General features: G+C 62.0%; 14 protein-coding genes. 7 read left to right on the forward strand and 7 right to left on the reverse strand.

Annotation, left to right across the window (positions count from 1 at the left end; genetic code table 11):
* Positions 1-16: 16 nt before the first annotated feature.
* A complete protein-coding gene (locus tag ACHEXK_RS14935) occupies positions 17-1192 on the reverse strand; it encodes a murein transglycosylase A (RefSeq protein WP_416547097.1) in 1176 nt (391 codons plus the stop codon).
* Here ACHEXK_RS14935 and ACHEXK_RS14940 point away from each other — a divergent pair.
* Positions 1191-1328, forward strand: a complete 138-nt coding sequence (locus ACHEXK_RS14940; RefSeq protein WP_416547098.1) for a hypothetical protein — start codon at positions 1191-1193, stop codon at positions 1326-1328. The genes ACHEXK_RS14935 and ACHEXK_RS14940 overlap by 2 nt on opposite strands.
* Positions 1329-1349: 21 nt before the next feature.
* Here the strand turns inward: ACHEXK_RS14940 and ACHEXK_RS14945 are convergent, their stop codons facing one another.
* From ACHEXK_RS14945 to ACHEXK_RS14960, 4 genes are read right to left on the reverse strand one after another with little or no spacing between them, the layout of a single operon-like run.
* Entirely contained in the window at positions 1350-1931 is a 582-nt protein-coding gene (locus ACHEXK_RS14945) for a C40 family peptidase (RefSeq protein ID WP_416547099.1), read from the reverse strand.
* The gene (locus ACHEXK_RS14950) at positions 1928-2614 is read right to left on the reverse strand and encodes a response regulator transcription factor (RefSeq protein ID WP_416547100.1); all 687 of its coding nucleotides are present in this window, start codon (positions 2612-2614) and stop codon (positions 1928-1930) included. Before ACHEXK_RS14950 ends, ACHEXK_RS14945 begins: the two co-directional genes overlap by 4 nt.
* A 9-nt stretch (positions 2615-2623) precedes the next feature.
* Complete coding sequence (locus tag ACHEXK_RS14955; RefSeq protein ID WP_416547101.1) at positions 2624-4720, reverse strand: sensor histidine kinase; 2097 nt, start codon at positions 4718-4720, stop codon at positions 2624-2626.
* Between the two features lie 5 nt (positions 4721-4725).
* On the reverse strand, positions 4726-8790 hold the full coding sequence (locus tag ACHEXK_RS14960) for a YhdP family protein (protein ID WP_416547102.1): 4065 nt from the start codon (positions 8788-8790) through the stop codon (positions 4726-4728).
* A gap of 58 nt (positions 8791-8848) precedes the next feature.
* Here ACHEXK_RS14960 and glnE point away from each other — a divergent pair, with 58 nt between their 5' ends.
* From glnE to ACHEXK_RS14975, 3 genes are all read left to right on the forward strand, one after another.
* On the forward strand, positions 8849-11575 hold the full coding sequence (gene glnE / locus ACHEXK_RS14965) for a bifunctional [glutamate--ammonia ligase]-adenylyl-L-tyrosine phosphorylase/[glutamate--ammonia-ligase] adenylyltransferase (protein WP_416548966.1): 2727 nt from the start codon (positions 8849-8851) through the stop codon (positions 11573-11575).
* 106 nt (positions 11576-11681) lie between these two features.
* Positions 11682-12791, forward strand: a complete 1110-nt coding sequence (locus ACHEXK_RS14970; protein WP_416547103.1) for an efflux RND transporter periplasmic adaptor subunit — start codon at positions 11682-11684, stop codon at positions 12789-12791.
* Positions 12792-12800: 9 nt separating this feature from the next.
* On the forward strand, positions 12801-15896 hold the full coding sequence (locus ACHEXK_RS14975; protein ID WP_416547104.1) for an efflux RND transporter permease subunit: 3096 nt from the start codon (positions 12801-12803) through the stop codon (positions 15894-15896).
* A gap of 54 nt (positions 15897-15950) precedes the next feature.
* Here the strand turns inward: ACHEXK_RS14975 and ACHEXK_RS14980 are convergent, their stop codons facing one another.
* Together ACHEXK_RS14980 and ACHEXK_RS14985 are read right to left on the reverse strand one after the other, a co-directional pair.
* Complete coding sequence (locus ACHEXK_RS14980; RefSeq protein WP_416547105.1) at positions 15951-17489, reverse strand: cryptochrome/photolyase family protein; 1539 nt, start codon at positions 17487-17489, stop codon at positions 15951-15953.
* 20 nt (positions 17490-17509) lie between these two features.
* Entirely contained in the window at positions 17510-17683 is a 174-nt protein-coding gene (locus ACHEXK_RS14985; protein ID WP_416547106.1) for a DUF2256 domain-containing protein, read from the reverse strand.
* Positions 17684-17771: 88 nt separating this feature from the next.
* On the opposite strand from ACHEXK_RS14985, the gene ACHEXK_RS14990 reads away from it, so the two are divergent.
* From ACHEXK_RS14990 to ACHEXK_RS15000, 3 genes are read left to right on the forward strand one after another with little or no spacing between them, the layout of a single operon-like run.
* Positions 17772-18365, forward strand: coding sequence for a glutathione peroxidase (locus ACHEXK_RS14990; protein WP_416547107.1), 594 nt, complete (start codon positions 17772-17774; stop codon positions 18363-18365).
* A gap of 20 nt (positions 18366-18385) precedes the next feature.
* Positions 18386-19705, forward strand: coding sequence for an NAD(P)/FAD-dependent oxidoreductase (locus tag ACHEXK_RS14995; RefSeq protein WP_416548968.1), 1320 nt, complete (start codon positions 18386-18388; stop codon positions 19703-19705).
* Entirely contained in the window at positions 19702-20478 is a 777-nt protein-coding gene (locus ACHEXK_RS15000; RefSeq protein ID WP_416547108.1) for a DUF1365 domain-containing protein, read from the forward strand. The genes ACHEXK_RS14995 and ACHEXK_RS15000 overlap by 4 nt, the downstream gene beginning before the upstream one ends.
* Positions 20479-20492 lie beyond the last annotated feature (14 nt).

Raw genomic sequence — 20492 nt, forward strand, 5'->3', positions numbered from 1 at the left:
GTCACAGGCCCCCAGATCAGCGCGGCCACAAGGCCCACAGTTGCAAGGGCTGTTTCACCCGCCCGGCCAATTCACCCGCTTCGGGTCCAGAGCCTGCGTAATAGTCGGCCCGGACGGCACCCACGATGGCGGTGCCGGTGTCTTGGGCCAAGACCAAACGGTCCAAATTGGTTTGGGGACCGTTGGACTTCAACCAAACGGGGGTGCCATAAGGAATGCTGCCCCGGTCCACCGCGATCGATCGACCTGCGGTGAGGGGCACGCCTTGCGCACCTTTGGGGCCTGGTGGCACCACGCCTGCGGGCAGTGTTTCTTCCTTGAAGAACACCACGCGCGGGTTTTGCCACAGCAACTCGTTGACCCGCGAGGGGTTGCGGTCAATCCAGGCCTTGATGCCGGGCCAAGAAGCGTCGCGGACCAGGTTTTGGTCCAGCAACCAGCGGCCAATGCTTTTGTAGGGTTGATCGTTGGTGCCGGCAAAGGCCAGGCGCACCAGGCGTTGGCGGCCATCGCGCTCGGTCACGTTGATCAGGCCCGAGCCTTGGATGTGCAACACCATGGCGTCCACCGGATCGGCCAGGTACACCAGCTCTTTCCCCCGCAATGCGGCGCGGGCAGCGGGCAGGGTCTCCATCTCTTGGCGGGTGTACCAAGGTTTGCGCGTTTGCAGCTGAGTGGGAGGGGCATACAGCGGCACATTGAAACCCGGCCGGGCTTGCCGATGGGCGTTCAGCACGGGTTCGTAATAGGCGGTCAACAAGCCGTTGCCAGCGGGTGTGGGCGATTCCACCCGATAGGCTTGCAACTTTTGCCGTACCCATTGCCGCTGTACTGCGGCATCGGCTCCGGCCAATTGCCGGATTTCAGGGCACAACGCCGCCCAAACGGGCCCCGGGCGTGTGCAACTTTGCAACCAGGCGGGCCAGGCTTCTTTGAGGTCATCGGTCTCTAGGCCCGGCAAGTCCGACCAAGGCACGGGAACCCAGCGGCTTTTGGCTTGTGTGATCACCGGCGGCAAGGGGCCTGTGTCGAGCGGGGTTGCGCTGGCTGCCGGGGGGGGGCTGGATGACCGTGGTGCTTCGGGTTCTTCCACGATGGGCGCGACCGAGCAGGCCACGAGGCTGCCTACAATCGCTGCGATCAAACCGCTGGAGGCCGTCCGGCGCAAACCAAGAAATGGGAACGTGTTCATGGCGCTTATTTTGCTGGAAGCCTTGTTGGCCTTGCTGGTGTTCGTCGTGATCGTGTGGTGGACCATGTTTTCGGGGCGCAAAAACGGCGAGCTGCCCCCATCCGAACCCAAAGAGCCTGGGGACAAAGCGCCCTGAGCGTGACACGCACAGGTAGCATCAGTCCAGCAGCGTGCCCGCCCCTTCAAAGCGCTGCGCGTAATAGCGGTTGCTCAGTTGGTCCATCCGAACGCCTGTTTTGGGGTTGCTGGCGTGCACAAAGCGGCCTCCCCCGACATAAATGCCCACATGCGAATGGCGCGCGCCCAAGGTGTTGAAGAACAACAAATCGCCCGGTTGGATGCGCGACCGGTCCACGGGGCGGGTTTTTTTGCCCAAATCGGCCGAGCTGCCGCGCACAGGCAAACCCGCGGCTTCGCGGTACACATGCGAGACCAAACCTGAGCAGTCAAATCCTGTGGCGGGCCCACGACCGCCCCAGCTGTAGGGCGTGTCGAGCAAGGACAGGGCGAACAAGGCCAAGTCGTTGCGCTGGGGGTGGTAATCGTTGGGCGCGGCCGTGTTGTGCCCCGCAGGCTCGGGGGCAGATGCCTTCACTGGCGCAGGGGTAGGCGCTGGCTGCTGATGGGTCAGCACAGGGGCCGAAGAGCAGCCCGCCATGAGGAGCGCCAAGCCCGTGAGCAGGATGCCCAGGCCCGTGCGAGCCCATGTGTGCAGGCGGTTGGCGGTATTGCGGCTCATGTCAGTGTCCGCAATAAATTGGCCAACTCCACGGCGGATTTGACCTCCATCTTGTCAAACACCCGCGAGCGGTGCACTTCGACGGTGCGCACGCTGATGTCGAGTTGGTCGGCGATCAGCTTATTGGGCAGGCCCTCCACCACCAAGCGCATCACATCGCGTTCGCGTTCGGTCAACTCCCCCAAGCGCGATTGCAAAAAAGCTTGTTGCGTGCGCGCCGTCAGGCGTTCTTGTGACAACAGCAGGGCTTGTTCAACGCGGTCAACGAGGGCGTTGTCAGAAAATGGCTTTTCGCAAAAGTCGAAGGCCCCTCGCTTGACGCTGTCCACGGCCGTGGGCACGTCGGCATGGCCGGTCAAAAAAATCACAGGCCACGTTTGCGCGATGCCGATGCTTTGGAGTTGCTCAAACAAGGCCAGACCGCTCATGCCGGGCATGCGCACGTCCAGCAAAATGCAGCCCGCTTGCCGGGGCAAGGCCAGCGGCAAGGGCAAGGTCGACGGCCAAGTCGCTCCCGCGGGCCGCGCACTGAGCAATGTGCTTTGCAGCATGTCCCAAAAGGCCTCTGCGCTGCCGTAAGACTCGCTCAACAAGCGTCGTGTGCGCAGCAACCAAGCCATGCCTTCGCGCACGCCGATGTCGTCGTCCACGATGTAGACCATGCTGTCAAAAGGAAGTTGCATGCTGCGATTTTAGGCCTTGGGTGGGTGGGCCTCGGCGTTGTGCTGGCTGTTGGCCACCGGCAAGGTGAAGCGGAACACGGTGCCTTTGGGGCGCAACGCTTCGAACTCCAATTGGCCGCCATGCTGCTCCACCACGGTGCGGCACAGGCTCAGTCCCAGCCCCATGCCCTCGGCTTTGGTGGTGAAGAACGGGTTGAACAACTGCGTTGCCACATCGGTGTCAATGCCTGCGCCCAGATCGGTCACAGCAAACTCAATCCCGGCATCTACCGCCTCAGGCTGGGCCCGTTGCACCTGCAGCAGCAAGACCCGGTCACGGCATTGCGGCGTGTCCATGGCCTGCATGCCATTGCGCGCCAAATTCAGCAAAACTTGTTCAACCATGGTCCGGTCGCACCAAACGGGCGGCAGGTTGGCCGCCACCTGCATCTGCACCCGCACTTGCAATTTGCGCGCTTGCAGGTTCATCAAAGGGGCCACGGCATCGAGCAGGGCTTGGGGGGGAACCGGCTCACGGCTTTGGTCACGTCGGCGCACAAAGTCGTGCACGCTGTTGATGACGCGACCGGCCCGTTCCGCTTGCTCGGCAATGCGGCGCAGTGCCATGTGCACATCGTCCAGGGTTTGCGGCACCGCGAGCGGGTCTTGCAGCAGGTTGAGCGAGCCGTTGGCGTAGCTGGCAATGGCGGCCAGTGGCTGGTTCAGCTCATGGCTGAGCAAGGAGGCCATTTCACCCACCGTGGCCAAGCGGGCGGTGGCTTGGAGTCGTTCTTGACTGGCGCGTGAGACTTCCTCAATGCGCCGCTGCTCACTGATGTCGATCACGGCCCCCATCCAGCCGGTCTGCTCGCCTTGCACACTGATCAGCGGGGCTTCGATGATGAGCACCGGAAAGCGTTCCCCGTCTTGCCGCATGAACACCGATTCAAAACCCTCTCTTGGGGGCACATTGCCGGCCATGCGGATGGCCTGTCTTTGCTGGTATTCGTCCACCATCTCGGGGGGCCAATAGGGCATGGGTGCATTTTTCCCGATCAGCGCGTCGGCCTCCCAGCCCACCATTTGGCAAAAAGCCGGATTCACATAGGTGATGCAGCCTTGCAGGTCGCGGGCGCGAAGTCCGGTGACCAGCGAGTCCTCCATGGCTTTGCGAAACGCCAAAGCTTCGGCCAAATCCCGTTCGGCTTTTTGGCGTCTTCGGGCATCTTTGGTGAGCAGCACCATCACCGTGATGAGTGCGATCGACATGCCCGTGACCAAGGCGGTCAGCACATTGGGGAACAAGTCCGGTGCACCGCGGCGGCCATCCATGCGCAGCAGCAAGGTGTTGCCGGGCAAGTCGACGAGCTGTTGGCTGGTGAAGACCCGCTGCTCGCGCCGTTGGGTGCCGGCGATGGCCAGCCGTGTCCCGTCGGGTTCGATGAAAGACAACTCGTTTTTGCGCCCAAAGGTGGCGCCCAGCCGCTCGATCAGCAATTCCTGCAGGCTGTAGGTCACCACCATGTAGCCCATCAAGTTGCCGGTTTGCGTCACCGGCAGACACAACTCCATCACCTCCATGCCCAAACCATCTCTTTGTGGCAAAAAATACGTGCTGGAATAGGCTGCGCCATTGAGCCGCTTGGCCCTTTGGCAGGCCTGGCTTGCTTCGTTGAGGACTTCAGCGCGAGCAATGCGCTCAAATGCGGGCGCTCGCAAAGGCGAGTCGGCAAAGGCGTGCAGCCGCCATGATGTGTCACGCCACTCCACGCGCAACCAGTCCCTGTGATCGCGCAGCAATGCCAGCGCTCTGGGCGCCCACTCGGTGGGTGAAAAATGCCCGGACTGCAGCGCTTGCAGGGCCTGTATTTGGCGCGACAGCCCCCCCCGCAAATCACCCACCGCGTTGGCGGTGTCGCGCTCCAGTTCAGCTTGCACCTGACTGGCTTCGTAGCGCCCGGCCAGCCAAACCAGTGTGACCAAAACGGCCAACACCAGGGCGATCAGTGCGGCCCATAAGGAGCGGCGACCCGAACCCCAAGGCAGGGATTCGTCGAGTTTGGCGCGAACCTGGTGCACAAGCTGTTGCCTGAACGTCATCGGGCCAGGGGCGTCATGCGGGCTCATGCGGTTCAAGGCGGGGTGTGGTCAGCGGCAGAGGGTTTCCCGTCACCGTGCACTTTGGTCACCCGTGGTTCTGCCCAGCTGCCATCGATCAAGAACTCTTGGGTGTTGACCTTGATCAAGGGTTTTTGTAAAAACAATTGCGCCAAAAATGCCGTCAGGCCCACCACGGGATTGACCGCAATGCCTGCCACCAGTGAGGCCGTTCCGGCGTCGAGCGAAGGCAAGATCACCGCCCGTAATTTTTGCGTTTCTTGGGCGATGTCGGCCGAGCCGTCGAGCTGGACCAGGGCATTGACGCCCTTGATCTGCAGGTTGCGCGTTTGGGCGATGCCTTGGTCAATGGTGACATCCCCACGCACCGAGTCAAACGCGAAACCTTCGTAGAACACGTCACGAAAATCCAGCAACAAGCGACGTGGCAAAGCTTGCAGGCTCAAGACGCCGAGCAACTTGGCCACCCCCGCATCGGCCTTGAGGAACTGCCCGCGACCCATCGTCACGCCAAATTGCCCTGACAGGCTGGGGTAGTGCAGCGCCAAGGGTGAGCCTTGCCAGGACACTTGGCCCTCGAGTTGGCCCGAGCCGCCCCGCAGCGCATTGGGCGTGCCCAAGCGGGTCAGCAATGCGCCGGCATCAGAGACCTCCAATTTGAAGTTCATTTCTGTTTTGCGCTGGGTGCTCCCTTCGGCGGTTTTGAGCCAGCGCCCGGTGCTGCGCAAAGTGGCTTCGGGCAAGGTGATGTTGAGTTTGCTCAACTGCCACTCGGCCGCCACTCTGTTGCGAGCCTTGGGTTGTTCGGAGTTCAGGGCTTCAATTTCGACTCGACCGAGTTTCTTGCCCCGCAACTCGAGTTGGTCCACGACGATGTCCAACGCCGGCAAATGAAGGGGTGGGCTCTCAAGCAGGCCTTCGACATCGGACACGCTCGAGGGCGGCAAGTTCAGTCGCGACAAGCGCGCGTACAGGTGGCCCAACTGATCGCCGGAAGGCTGGCGGTAAACCACATGGCCGTTGAGTTCGCGGGCATCGACGTTCACGCGCCACGTGTTCCCTTCACGCAAGCCGCCTGCAACCACCTGGTGCAAGGTGCGGCCGTCGGCTTGGATGCTGTTGGCTTGCAGGCCAATGCGTGTTGGCGCATAGGCTTGCCAGCCGCTGGCCAAGGGGTTGGCTGGGCGTGTCGCGGAGACGGCGTCATGGGGCAGCAGGCTTTGCCAATCGTCCAGCGTCAGGTTGTCGACCGCCACCGTGGCGCTCACCCCTGCGGCGGGCAAGGCCGGCGCTTGAGCGGCAGGCAAACCCAAAGTCAAACTGCCCCGCAGCACCACAGGCACTGCGCCCGACAGGTCCCGCACATAGTGGGCCGAGGCCGTGTTGCCCCATTCCATTTGCAGTTGTTCCCGCAGCCCAGCGCCTGAGCCAGTCACCCGTGTGCGCAAAGACAGGGGTGTGAGGGCTGCGGCCGATTTGCCCAAGGGTGCAGGCAAATTCAGGGCCAAGCCCTCCAGTTGGCTTTGCAGTGTGAACTCGGGCTTTCCTTGTCGCCAGCCCAGCTGAGCGCTGTAGCTGCTTGCGCCACTGGCGTGTTGGGCCCACTCATTCAGGGGCGCCAGCTCTTTGGCTTGTCGCAGCCCTTCCGCGCTGACTTGACCTTCTACACGCAGCTGCAAACCGAGTGGGTTGCCCTCTGACCCGGCGCTGCCGGGCATGGGCCGCATGCCGCCCTCGATGCGCACCGGGCCGCCCAGCATCCGCGCTTGCGCGCCACTGAAACTGAAGCCCGATTCGGACCATTGCACGCTGCCCTGGAGTTTTTCCAACAGGGGTGTCTCGGGTGTCACGCGCACATCGTTGCCGGCCAGTGTCACCGTGCCTTGAACCTTGGTTTGGGTCGGGTTGAGCAAGGGCACTGTCAACTTGAAGCGGGTTTGCACGTTCCCTGTGGCCTGTGTTTGGCGCAAGGCCCCTGACAGCAGGGCATCCAGGGGTGACTTTTGCACCAAGCCCAGCACTTGATGGGCGGGACCTTTGTTTTCAGCCGCCACGTTCAACACGGCCGCATGGGCCATGTTGGCGATCTCGACCTCGCCCTCGTTCAAAACAAGGCCCGTTCGCGCATCATCCAGCCGTGCGGAAGCCTTGCTCAGCTTCATGCTCAGGCGGTCAAAGACCAGCTGGCCCGTCAGCTGGTGCAGGCGCGGCCATGGCAGGCTTTGGGGCGGTTGCATGGTGGCGGGCCAGTAATCGAGTTCCACATCTTGGATGCGCCCGGCGAATCGGAACTCGCCGTCTTGGGGGTTGGCAAAGGGCAGTTTGGCCAAGTCACCTTTGACCTTGATCTGGACATCTGAATACACCCCTTTGCGCAAAGCGTCGCGCACATATTGGCGCACGTCCTTGGACAACGCTTGGGGCAGGTAGCGGTAAGCACGAGAGGCGTGGACTTGTTTGATCTTGCCTTGCAAATCCAAGGTGCCAGGCCCCTCGCCAAGCACGGCGGGATGCCATTGGCCTTGCCACTCGCCTTGCAAGTCTGCGTTGCTCAGCTGCAGTTTCCATTCGGGCAGGTGCCACTGTCCGGCCTCGTGTTTGAGCATGGCCCGTGCCTGCAAGCTTTGCACACGCACCTCGGGCTCATCCAAAACACCGGGTAAAAAAATGGCCCCATTGGCACCCATGTTCAGATCGATGCGGCCGCTGTCTTGGTTCAGGTTGAGTTTGACTTGCGCGCCCTGCACGCCCGGCCAGCGCGTGCTGGGATGGGATGCGGTCGCCTCGGACTTGGGGGTCGAGAGGTTTCGCAGTGCAATTTGGGCGTCGTAGGTGAGGGGCTTGTCCCAATCACCTTGCCAGCGCCATTGCAGCGCATCCACTTGGCCCGTGACGGTTTGTTGTTGTATGCCCTGTCGCCATGTCTCGGGCAAAGGCAGGCGCAATGCGATCTCACGCAGGGCTGCCAGGTCAAGCTGATCGGCTTGCAGATGACCGCGCGCAGGGGCGTTGCCCTCAGGGTGGTTGACGCTCACAGAAACGTTGCCACCCGGCCAAACCAAGCCTTGATCGCTCACAAATGCCAGTTGCTGCGTGGAGACTTCGAAGCCCAGTGGGCTGACTTTGGCGGCCAAACGTCCAGACAAGCGGTCAAAACCCAGTGGGGCTTTATCGGGTGCCCAAGTTGCCTTGAGCTGGCGGAGTTGGACATCGGCCAGGCCACCAGCCCATTGCCCTTGGATCACGTCGTGCCACATGCGCAGGCTGCCTTGCCCGTCGCTCACCTGAATGTTGACCGGCCAGTGCGGACTGAGCTGGGCCAGATCGGCGTGCGGAAAGTAGGCATACACCTGCCCAGTCCAGTCGGCCCATCGGCCCGGATGCAGGGACAGCAATTGGCGCTTGAAGCGCCCCATGGTGACGAAACGTTGGCCAACCGCGTCGGGTGGGCTGGCGTCCATGCGCACATCGTGGTGTCTGGCCGAGTTGCGCAACACCACATCGACATCGCGCAGTGACAAGGTCTCGGGTGTGTCAGTGCGTGCAGAGGTGGATGGGCGTTCTTGGCGCCAGTGCAAGGTGCCGCCACGCACAATCACTTCACGCTGCGCGAACAGCCAATCGGTGAGCGCGTTGTCGCCATGGGTGCTCTGGGTCACGTGCAGACCGGCAATGCGCCATTGGCCATTGGCCAAAAGCTGAACGTCCAGCTCGGGTGCATCCAAGACCAGTTGCTCCAATTTCAGGCCCAAGACCGAGCGCACGCTGATGGCGATCCACACCTTGGGCAGACGCAGGGCAGGGTGCCCCTGCGCGTCCAGCAAGGTGATGTCGCGCAGCTCAAAGGACGGCGCCCAGCCGGTCGACTCGGCCGAGATGTGGCCGATGCGCACCGGAACCCCGAGGGTTTGTTGGGCTAAGCGCTCCAAGGCCGGACGGTGGTCGCCGATTCGCGGCACAATCCAAAAATGCAGGGTTGCCCAGCCCATGCCCAGCACAAGGCCCACGGACAACAAGATCCACGCGACCCACTTCACAAAGAGGGACAGCACATGGATCAGGCGGGGGAAAAGTGGCAAGGACGGCGAAACCATTTGAATCAGAAAGTCAGCAGGAATTATGACCCGCAGCCAGCCGATGGACGAGATCGCCGCCACAAATGTTGTCAGTTCTGATGATTTGCCGCTCTATTCTCGTTTTTTGCAGCGCTTGCACCGGCGGTATGGTCCCCAATTGCCCCTGTTGCCCCCCGGCCCACCCACACGCGCGCGTTTGAGCGCCGCCTATGCCGCCTTGCAGGCCACGGGCCTGGACACCAGCGCTGCCTTGCGCGTTTTGCGCCAGCTCACTTTGGAGCGATTGGCTTGGCTGGATTGTTCGGGGCAAGCGGACCTGCAAGCGGTCACCCATGGCATGACCTGGCTGGCCGAGGTCACGCTGGACATCGCTTGGCAGCAGGTGTCGGCCGACCTGGATGCCTTGCACGGCGCACCCACCAAGGCCGACGGCCAGCGTGCCGAGATGTGGATCATCGGGATGGGCAAGCTGGGTGCCCGTGAACTCAATGTCTCGAGTGACATCGATTTGATTTATGTCTATGACGAGGATGGCCAAACGCAGGGCAACAGCGAGGGCCGCAACAAGGTGTCTTGCCAGGAGTACTTCACCCGCGCCGTCAAGCGCATGTACGCGCTGATTGGCGACACCACCGAGCATGGCTTCGTGTTCCGGGTGGATTTGGCGCTGCGCCCCAACGGCAACTCGGGCCCCAGTGTGGTGTCGCTGGGGGCGCTGGAAGAGTATTTGTTGGTCCAAGGCCGTGAATGGGAGCGCTTTGCCTGGATGAAAAGCCGCGTGGTGGCACCGCGCAGTGCCGTTTTGAGCGGATCGGCCCAGGCGCTGCGCGGCGTGGTTTTGCCTTTTGTATTCCGGCGTTACCTCGACTACAACGTGTTCGAGTCACTGCGCACGCTGCACCAGCAAATCCGCGACCATGCCTCCAAACGCAGTGCGGGCCACCCCGAACGTGCCAACGATGTGAAACTGTCGCGCGGCGGTATCCGCGAGATCGAGTTCACGGTGCAATTGCTGCAGGTGGTGCGGGGTGGCCAGTTCCCTGAGCTGCGCACCCGCCCCACGTTGGACGCTTTGCAGCGCGTGGCCAAAGCCGCGCTCATGCCCCAGACCACAGCGGATGCTTTGGGCGCAGCCTACGTTTTTTTGCGCCAGGTGGAACACCGCATCCAATACCTGGATGACCAGCAAACCCATGTGCTGCCGACCCGCGACGATGATTTGGCCTGGATCGCCCAGACCCTGGGCTATCGGGATACCGGGTCATTTTTGGTGGAGTTGGATGCGCACCGCGAAGTGGTGGCGCAAGAGTTCGACACTTTGTTGGGCGGAGACCGCGATTGCAAAACTTGCCACAGTAAAAATGGCAAACACACCCGTGAACCGGCCGAATTGGATGCGGTGTTGACCGACTTCAACGGCGCGGTGCGCGAACGTTTGGCGCGCTGGGCCGACAACCCCCGCGTCCAAGCTTTGCGCGACGATGCGCGCGGCCGCTTGATGCGTTTGCTGCAACGCACCGCCCAGTGGCTGGATGCGGGGCGCGTGAGTGAGGAAGCCGTGCTGCGCATGGCCGATTGGATCGAGCCACTGCTGCGCCGTGAAAGCTACTTGGCGCTGATGCTCGAGCGCCCTTCGGTGCATGAACGCTTGCTGCGCCTGTTGGGGGCGGCCAAGTGGCCAGCCCGTTACTTGTTGCAGCACCCGGGCGTGATCGATGAGCTGGCTGGAGGCAATCTGTTTGACAGCCGCTTTGATGCCACCGAATTTGAAGCGGAGTTACAAGCGCGTTTGCTGGCTCTGCAGCGCACGGGCGAAGATGACGAGGAAAGCTTGCTCAATTTGCTGCGCCGCGCCCACCATGCCGAGCAGTTTCGGACGCTCGCGCGCGATGTGGAAGGTGTGCTCACGGTGGAGCAAGTGGCCGACGATTTGAGTGCATTGGCCGATGCGGTGTTGCGCGTGACGGCCCGTTGGTGCTGGAGCCGGCTGAAAAACCGCCACCGCGAAGAGCCGGCGATTGCCATCATTGCGTACGGCAAACTCGGCGGCAAAGAGTTGGGTTATGGCAGCGACCTGGACATCGTGTTTGTTTACGAAGACGAAGACGAGCGCGCCCAAGAAATCTATGCCAGTTATGTGCGCAAGATGATCAACTGGATGACGATCAAGACGGCAGAAGGCGATTTGTACGAAATCGATACCGCTTTGCGCCCGAACGGCAACTCTGGCTTGCTGGTCACACGCTTTGAAGCCTACGCCGATTACCAGCAGCAACGCGGCAGCAACACGGCCTGGACATGGGAGCACCAAGCCATGACCCGTGCCCGCTGCGTCATGGGTTCGCCCCATTTGGCCGCCCAGTTTGACGGGGTGCGATGCGCGGTCATCGGTGCCGAGCGCGACGCCGCCAGCTTGAAGTCTGAAATCGTGGCCATGCGCGAGCGGGTGCGTCAAGGCCACCCGGTCAAGGCCGACCGTTTTGATGTGAAACACAGTCCAGGCGCCATGGTGGACGCCGAGTTTGCCGTGCAGTTTCTGGTGCTCTTGCACACCACCCAACACCCCGAGTTGGCCGACAACGTGGGCAACATCGCCTTGCTGCAACGGGCCGAAAAAGTGGGTTTGCTGGCCCCGGGCCTGGGGCAGGCCGCGGCCAATGCGTACAGAGAAATGCGCCGGGTGCAACACCACGCGCGCCTGAACGAAGAGCCCACCGATGTGCCGATGGCGGCATTGGCGGCCGAGCGAGATGCGGTTTTGAAAATGTGGCAAAGCGTTATGCAATGAGTGGGGGGGTGTACACCGCTTGATCGACAGGTAGAGGCCGCATGGCGCCGTGTTCAACCGCTAAACTCTGGCGACGCCAAAGGGGCGTTCAACAGTGAGATGTGTCATGAAAAAAGTGGGTGCCCGTTTGGCGGTATGGGGGTGTGTTTCGCTGGGAGTCGCCAGTTTGGCGTGGGCAGCCGATGAGCGCTCAAGCCGCGCAGCGAGCAAGCCCAGTTTGACCGTCAGCGTCACCACCCCGCAAGCCAGCAGTTGGGCACAAAAAATCAGCGCCAATGGCAGCCTGGCCGCTTGGCAAGACGCGGTCATCGGTGCCGAGGCCAACGGCCTGAAGATCACCGAGGTGCGCGTGAATGTGGGCGACCGCGTGCAGCGCGGCGATGTGTTGGCTGTTCTGCAGGCCGACACCTTGCGTGCCGAGCTGGCGCAAGCCGAAGCCGCGCTGGCTGAAGCTGCGGCCAGCGCCCAAGAGGCCAAAGCCCAGGCCGAACGGGCCCGCAGCCTGCAGCAGCAAGGTTTTTTCAGTGCGGCCCAACTGAGTCAGGCATTGGCGGCTGAAGCATCGGCCGTGGCCCGTGTGCAGTCCGCTCGTGCCATGGTGCAGCTGCAAAACGTGCGCCTGTCACAAACCCAGGTGCGCGCACCCGATGCGGGCGTGATATCAGCCCGACAGGCCACCGTGGGCAGCGTGGTGGGCACGGGTACCGAGTTGTTCCGCCTGATTCGCCAGGGCCGCATCGAGTGGCGAGCCGAAGTGACGGCCGCCGAGATTGGCCGCATCCAGGTCGGAGCCCCAGTTCGGCTCAAAGCGGCCAGTGGCCAGCTGCTGCAAGGCAAGGTGCGCATGGTTGCGCCTTCGGTCGATGCGCAAACCCGCAACGCACTGGTGTATGTCGATTTGCCCGCACAAACCGGCAGCGCTCGCCCGGGCATGTTTGCCCAGGGCGAAATCATGCTGGGTCAGAGCCAGGCGCTCAGTTTGCCGCAGGCCGCGGTGGTGGTGCGTGACGGCTTCAGCTATGTCTACACTGTCGGGGCCGACCAAAAAGTCAGCCAACTCAAGGTGCAAACCGGACGGCAAAGCGCAGACCGCGTCGAAGTGACGGCTGGCCTCCCAGCCGATGCCCGTGTGGTGGCCAGTGGCGGTGCATTCCTGAACCACGGCGACACGGTGCGCGTGGTGGATGCCCCTGCGCCGACACCTGCCAGCAAATAAAGGGACGTCATGCTCAACGTCTCTTCTTGGTCGATCCGCAATCCGATCCCGGCCGTCATGTTGTTTGTGCTGCTGACGCTGGCCGGTTTCATCGCCTTTGGGTCCATGAAAGTGCAGAACTTTCCGGACCTGGACGTGCCCACCATCACCGTGACCGCCAGCTTGCCGGGTGCGGCGCCCTCTCAGCTTGAAACCGATGTGGCGCGGAAACTTGAAAACGCCCTGGCCCCCTTGCAAGGCCTCAAACACATCACCACCAAGGTACAAGACGGCGTGGTGTCCATCACCGCCGAGTTCCGCATGGAAAAGCCCACGCAAGAAGCGGTGGACGATGTGCGCTCGGCCATTCAAGGTGTGCGTGCCGACTTGCCCGGCGACCTGCGCGACCCGGTGGTGCAAAAGCTCAACCTGGCCGGTTCGCCCGTGCTGGCGTACACCGTGCGCTCGTCGCGCATGGACGATGAGGCGCTGTCGTGGTTGGTGGACAAAGACATCACCCGCAAGCTTTTGTCTTTGCGCGGTGTGGGGGCCGTGAACCGCGTGGGCGGCGTGACGCGCGAGGTGCGTGTGGCGCTCGATGTGAACCGCTTGCAATCGCTGGGCATCACGGCGGCCGAGGTGTCGCGCCAGCTCAAGCAGGTGCAGCAAGAAGGCTCGGGCGGGCGCATGGATTTGGGTGCGGGTGAACAACCCGTGCGCACCCTGGCCACTGTCAAAACGGCGCAAGAAGTCGGCCAGATCGAGCTGGCCACATCGCGTGGTGGCCGTATTCGATTGGACCAAGTGGCCACGGTGAGCGACACACTGGCCGATGCCCGCTCGGCGGCCTCTTTGGACGGCGTGCCCGTGGTTGGCTTTGAGGTGGTGCGCAGCAAGGGCGAGAGCGAAGTGGCCGTGGGCCGCTTGGTGCGCCAGGCGTTGGCCGACTACCGCTTGCAAAATCCGGACATCGAGATCACCGAATCCTTCGACTTTGTGACCCCGGTGGAAGAGGAGTACGACGGCTCTTTGGTACTGCTGTACGAGGGGGCCATTTTGGCGGTGCTGGTGGTGTGGCTGTTTTTGCGCGACTGGCGGGCCACTTTTGTGTCGGCGGTGGCGCTGCCGCTGTCGGTCATCCCGGCCTTCATTGGCATGGCGTACTTGGGCTTTTCCATCAATGTGGTGACTTTGCTGGCACTGTCTTTGGTGATTGGTGTGCTGGTGGACGATGCGATTGTGGAGGTGGAAAACATCGTGCGCCATTTGCGCATGGGCAAGTCGCCCTACCAAGCGGCCATGGAAGCCGCGGATGAAATCGGTCTGGCCGTGATCGCGACCACGTTCACCCTGATCGCGGTGTTTTTGCCCACGGCTTTCATGAGCGGCATTCCGGGCAAGTTCTTCAAGCAGTTCGGCTGGACGGCGTCGCTCGCGGTGTTTGCCTCTCTGGTGGTGGCGCGGGTGCTCACCCCCATGATGGCCGCTTACATTTTGAAGCCCATCGTCACGGCCGCGCACGAACCCGGCTGGCTCAAGCGTTACATGGTCTGGGCCACTTGGTGCATGAAGCACCGCTTGGTCACCATGGTGTTGGCCACCTTGTTTTTCATTGGCTCTATCCTGCTGGTGCCTTTGCTGCCCAAGGGCTTTATTCCGCCGGACGACAATTCGCAAACCCAGGTGTATGTGGAGCTGCCCCCCGGATCGACCTTGGCGCAAACCCAGGCCAGTGCCGAGCATGCCCGCAAATTGCTCATGTCGGTCAGCGATGTCAAGAGTGTGTACACCACGATTGGCGGCGGCAGCGCGGGCTCTGACCCCTTTGCCGGTGGCGGTGCAGCCGAGGTGCGCAAAGCCACGCTCACCATTCAGCTGAGCGAGCGCGGCACACGCCCACGCAAGCAAGCGATTGAAAACGACATCCGCACCGCCTTGCAGCCATTGCCTGGCGTGCGCACCAAGGTGGGCTTGGGCGGCTCGGGTGAAAAATATGTGCTGGTGCTCACCGGTGAAGACCCGCAAGCCCTGCAAACCGCCGCCATGGCGGTGGAGCGCGATCTGCGCACCATCCAAGGCCTGGGCTCCATCGCGTCGACGGCCAGCTTGGTGCGCCCTGAGGTCGCGGTGCGCCCTGACTTTGCCAAAGCGGCAGATTTGGGTGTGACCAGCGCCGCCATCAGCGACACCTTGCGCGTGGCCACGCTGGGCGACTACGACGCGGCCCTGCCCAAGCTCAACTTGTCCGAACGACAAGTGCCCATCGTCGTGAAGTTGGGCGAGGCTTCGCGCCAAGATTTGGCGACGCTCGGCCGCCTGATGGTGCCCGGCAGCCGTGGTCCGGTCATGCTGGGCGAGGTGGCCAGCATCGAGGTGGCGGGGGGGCCCGCCGTGATCGACCGCTACGATCGGCAGCGCAACATCAATTTTGAGATTGAACTGTCGGGCATGCCGCTGGGTGATGTGACGCAGGCGGTGCAAAAGCTGCCTGCATTGCAAAGCCTGCCATTGGGTGTGAAGGTGGTGGAAGTGGGCGACGCCGAAGTCATGGGAGAACTCTTTGCCAGCTTTGGCCTGGCCATGATGATCGGTGTGCTGTGTATTTACATTGTGCTGGTGCTTTTATTCAAGGGCTTTTTGCACCCGATCACCATCTTGGCGGCGCTGCCTCTGTCCTTGGGGGGGGCTTTTGTGGGCTTGTTGATCGCGCAAAAGAGCTTCTCTATGCCCTCCTTGATTGGCCTGATCATGCTGATGGGCATTGCCACCAAAAATTCCATCTTGCTGGTGGAGTACGCGATCGAGGCGCGGCGCGGCAAACCCGCCGAGGGCGATCACCCCGCTGTGCCGCCCATGAGCCGTTGGGATGCCCTGTTGGATGCCTGCCACAAACGCGCTCGCCCAATTGTCATGACCACCATCGCCATGGGGGCGGGCATGCTGCCCATTGCCGTGGGCTGGGGGGCGGCGGACGCGAGTTTCCGCTCGCCCATGGCCATTGCTGTGATCGGCGGCTTGCTCACCAGCACCGTGCTCAGCTTGCTGGTGGTGCCGGTGGTGTTCACTTATCTGGATGATTTGGGGCAGTGGAGCGGGCGGATGTATGCCAAGCTGACTCGGCGTTGAGCGGGCTTGGGCGTATCGCTGCAGAGGGGTTGCCCGTTTGAGAGGCAGACGGGGTCATACCCTGTCCAGACCCGCGCGCGTGCTGTCCGCTTGTGACCTGATCAGCGCCTTGTCGTCCGCGCTCATCTTGCCCACATGCTTGACCATCAGCGCGGTGCGTGGGTTGCCCGCAAAGTCGGGTTCGTGGCGGATCAAAAAGTCCCAGTACAACGTGGTCATGGGACAAGCCTCGGGGCCTGTGCGCACCTCGGGCTGGTAGCGACAGCCTTTGCAGTAGTTGCTCATGCGGCTGATGTACTGGCCGCTGGCCACATAGGGCTTGCTGGTGAAGCGCCCGCCGTTGGCGTGCAGCGCCATGCCTAGGGTGTTGGGCGTTTCCACCCACTCCACCGCGTCCACATACATGGCGCGGTACCAAGCGCTGACCTGCTGTGGTGACAGCCCAGCCAGCACCGCAAACTGCCCAGTGACCATGAGGCGCTGAATGTGGTGTGCATAGCCGTGTTGCAAACTTTGACCAATCGTCGCTTGCATGCAGGCCATGTGGGTGTTGCCCGTCCAGTACCAAGCGGGCAAATCGCGGGTGTGGCCGTAGTGGTTGGCCTCGGCCATGTGCGGCATGTCCAGCCAGTACACCCCGCGGATGAACTCGCGCCAGCCCAGCACCTGTCGGATGAAGCCTTCGACGCTGGCCAGTGGCAAACCGTGTGCATGGTAGGCCTGCTCTGCCGCTGCGATCACCTCGCGCGGGTGGAGCAAATGCAGGTTCAGGCTGCTGCCCACCAGCGCGTGCCACCCAAAAGGCAGTGTGGTCCACATGGCGTCTTGCCAAGCGCCAAAGTTGGCGAGGCGCTGGTCGATGAAGTGCTGCAAGGCCACCAGCGCTTCTTCGCGCGTCACGGGCCAGGAAAACTGCGCCAACGAGCCTGGGTGCTGGGCAAAACGCGTGTTGACCAGGTCGATCACGTCTTGCGTGACGCGGTCGGGTGCAAAGCGGGCGGGTGGCGGCACGGTACCAGGGCCTTTGGCACCAAAACCTTTGCGGTTGTCCGCGTCGTAGTTCCATTGGCCGCCGATGGGCTCTTTGCCTTCCATCAGCACGCCATGCTTTTTGCGCATCTCGCGGTAAAAGAACTCCATGCGCAGTTCTTTTTTGTCGCCCGCCCACTTGGCGAATTCGGCGCGGCTGCATAAAAAGTGCGTGTCGCCCACCCAACGCAGCAGGGTTTGGGCCTGCGCTGCGGCGGCCTCGATCAGTTGTTCCATGCGCCAGGCCCCGGCTTCCATCACCACCAAGGCTTGGGGGCGGAGGTCTTGCAGCGCATGCGCCAGCCGCGCGGAGAAGTCGGCGGGCAAGGCGGTGTCGTCCACCTTCATGCAGGTGAGGGGCCAGCGGCGGCGGTGAGCTTCGTTGGCAAAGTGCCGCATGCCTGACAAAAACAAGGCGATGCGGGCTTTGTGGTTCCAAACTTCTTGTGCTTCGCTGTCGGCCTCGATCAGCAACAACCGGTCTTGGGTCGGGTCAAAGTCGGCCAGTCCGGGGTTGTCCCAGCCGAGCTGGTCGCCCAGCACCAGTATCAGATGGCGGGTCATGCCTTGACTTTCGTTGGGTGTCAGCGGCCGGTGTTGGCCGTGGATTTCGCCGCACGGCAGCGGTCGCTGCAGTACAAGACGTGGTCCCAGTTTTTGGCCCAGCGCTTTCGCCAAGTCATGGGGTGACCACACACCAGACAAGGTTTTTGGGGCAAATCCTGTTTGTTGCCTTTGAAACCCGAGGGTTTGGACATGGTGATTTCCTGTGTGAACGGGGCAAAAGTGACAATGAAGACAAACGAGTTTAAACTCATCAGTCACAAAATGAATATTCAAGTGCAAATGAACCACTTACGAGTCAACCCCTGGATTGCACGCTTGGCCTGGGCCATTGTGGCCGCCGTGATCGGTTTGGCCGTTCAGATGGCGCAAGCCGCCACCCCGACCGCCCCTTGTCCCGCGCTCTTGAACCACACCTTTGACCGGTTGCAAGACGAAAAGCCGCAGTCGCTTTGTCAGTACGCGGGCAAAGTCGTCTTGGTGGTCAACACCGCCAGTTTTTGTGGCTTCACGTCGCAGTACAAAGGTTTGGAAACGCTCAGCAGCCAATACAAAGACAAGGGCTTGGTTGTTCTGGGCTTTCCGTCGAACGACTTTGCACAAGAAAAAGGCAGCAACAAAGAGATTGCCGATTTTTGCGAAAGCACATTTGGCGTGAAGTTTCCGATGTTCACCAAAACCCAGGTCACCGGCGATGGCGCTGCGCCTTTGTTCAAACAGCTGACCGCCCAAACGGGTCAAAAGCCGCGCTGGAACTTTCACAAATACCTGATTGGGCGTGATGGCAAGGTCATTGACCAATACAGCAGCATGACCGGGCCGGAGAGCAAAACATTGTTGTCGGCCATCGACAAAGCCCTGAAAGCCCAGCCATGAGCGTGACATCAAAGCCGCGCATGAAACTGGCCATTGTGGGTTCGGGCATTTCCGGCTTGGCCGTTGCGCACACCCTGAAAGACCATGCCGACATCACCGTGTTGGAGGCGGGCGACTATTTTGGTGGCCATACCCACACGGTGGACGTGACGCTGCCCACGCCGCAAGGCCTGGTCACACACGGCGTGGACACGGGTTTTTTGGTGTTCAACGAGCGCACCTACCCCAACCTGATCAACCTGTTTGCCGAGCTGAATGTCGAGACTGCGCCCTCGGACATGTCGTTTTCGGTCAAGGCTCCAGGGGCGCTCAAGGGCAAAACCCTGGAGTGGAGTGGCACCGACTTGAACAGCGTGTTCGCGCAGCGTGGCAATTTGCTCAACCCCCGCTTTTGGCGCATGTTGGCCGATGTGTTGCGCTTCAATGCTTTGTGCACCCGCATCGCCAAAGAGCAGCGCGAAAAAGAGCTGCAGCAGCCGCTGTCGGACTTTTTGCGCACGCACCAGTTCAGCGAGCCGTTTCGCGATTGGTATTTTCTGCCCATGCTCGGCTGCATCTGGAGTTGCCCGACCGACCAGATGCTGCAGTTCCCAGTGGCGACCATGATCCGGTTTTGCCACAACCATGGCCTGATTCAGGTGACCAATCGCCCGCAGTGGTTCAGCGTGGTGGGCGGTGCCCGCCACTACGTCGAGAAAATTTTGGCGGGTGTGCATGACAAACGCTTGAACACCCCTGTGCGTTTGATTGAGCGCGACGCACAAGGTGTGCGCATCGTCACCGACGGCCATGCCGAACGCTTTGACCAAGTCGTCATCGCCACCCACACCGACCAGGCTTTGAGCTTGCTGCGTCAGGCCTCGGGTGAAGAGCGCAGCTTGCTGGGGGCCATCCGTTACCAAGACAACCGCGCCGTGCTGCACACCGACGCCAGTGTGCTGCCGGCCAATCCCAAGACTTGGGCCGCGTGGAATTACGAACGCGCCGCCAGCAGCGAGCGCGAGTCTTCGCGGGTTTGCTTGCATTACCTGCTCAACCGTTTGCAGCGCATCCCGTTTGCCCAGCCCGTGGTGGTTTCGCTCAACCCTTTGCAGGCCATCGATCCGGCCAGCATCGTGGGTGAGTACGACTATGCCCACCCGGTGTTTGACTTGGCGGCCATTGAGGCGCAAAAGCGTTTGCCCTTGTTGCAAGGCCAGCACAACACCTGGTACGCCGGGGCCTGGACGGGTTATGGCTTTCACGAAGACGGCCTGAAATCGGGCCTGCAAGTGGGCCGCGCCTTGCTCAAACTGATCCACGGTCAGGACCGCTCGTCAACCGACAAGTGGCCTGCATGAACCCGGTCACAGCGCTCATTGGTTGGGGCCAGGTGCGGCACACGCGTCACCGCCCTGCGCACCACGCCTTTGCCTACCCCACGGCTTTTTTGATGCTGCCGATGCGCAGCGTGCAAGCGGGTCACTGCACGACGGCGCTGGCCATCAACCGCCGCGCCTGGTTTGCTTTCCACGACACCGACCATGGCGACGGCCGCCCGGCCGAGACCGGTGGGGCGCTGGCTTGGCTCGATGAGTTGCTGCAGCGTGAAGGCATTCATGACGCCACCGCTGAAGTTTGGCTGCAGGCTTTTCCGCGTGTGCTGGGCCACGCCTTCAAACCCGTGAGCTTTTGGTACGCGCACCGCGCCGATGGTCGCTTGGCTGCTGTGGTGGCCGAGGTGAACAACACCTTTGGCGAGCGCCACTGCTACCTGTTGCCCGAGCCGCAGTTCGGTCAGACGATCTTGGCCGAGAAGGTGTTCCACGTTTCACCTTTTTGTGATGTGCAAGGCGAATACCGCTTCCGTTTCATGCGCACGCAGCACAAGGGCCAGGACCGCATCGTCGCGCGCGTGGACCATGGCGACGCCGATGGCCCCTTGATTGACACCAGTTGGAGCGGTGTGCTCGAGCCGGCCACATCCGCGGCCATGCACCGCGTGATGTGGCGCTTTCCCTTGCTCACGTTTGGCGTGGTGGCCCGTATCCACTGGCACGCGCTTTTGTTGTGGCTGAAAAAAGTACCCTTCTGGCGCAAGCCCGAACCGCCCCGTGATTTTGTGACCCGATGAACATTGGACCCCAC

Source organism: Limnohabitans sp. DCL3 (assembly GCF_048019295.1).
Lineage (GTDB): Bacteria > Pseudomonadota > Gammaproteobacteria > Burkholderiales > Burkholderiaceae_C > Limnohabitans_A.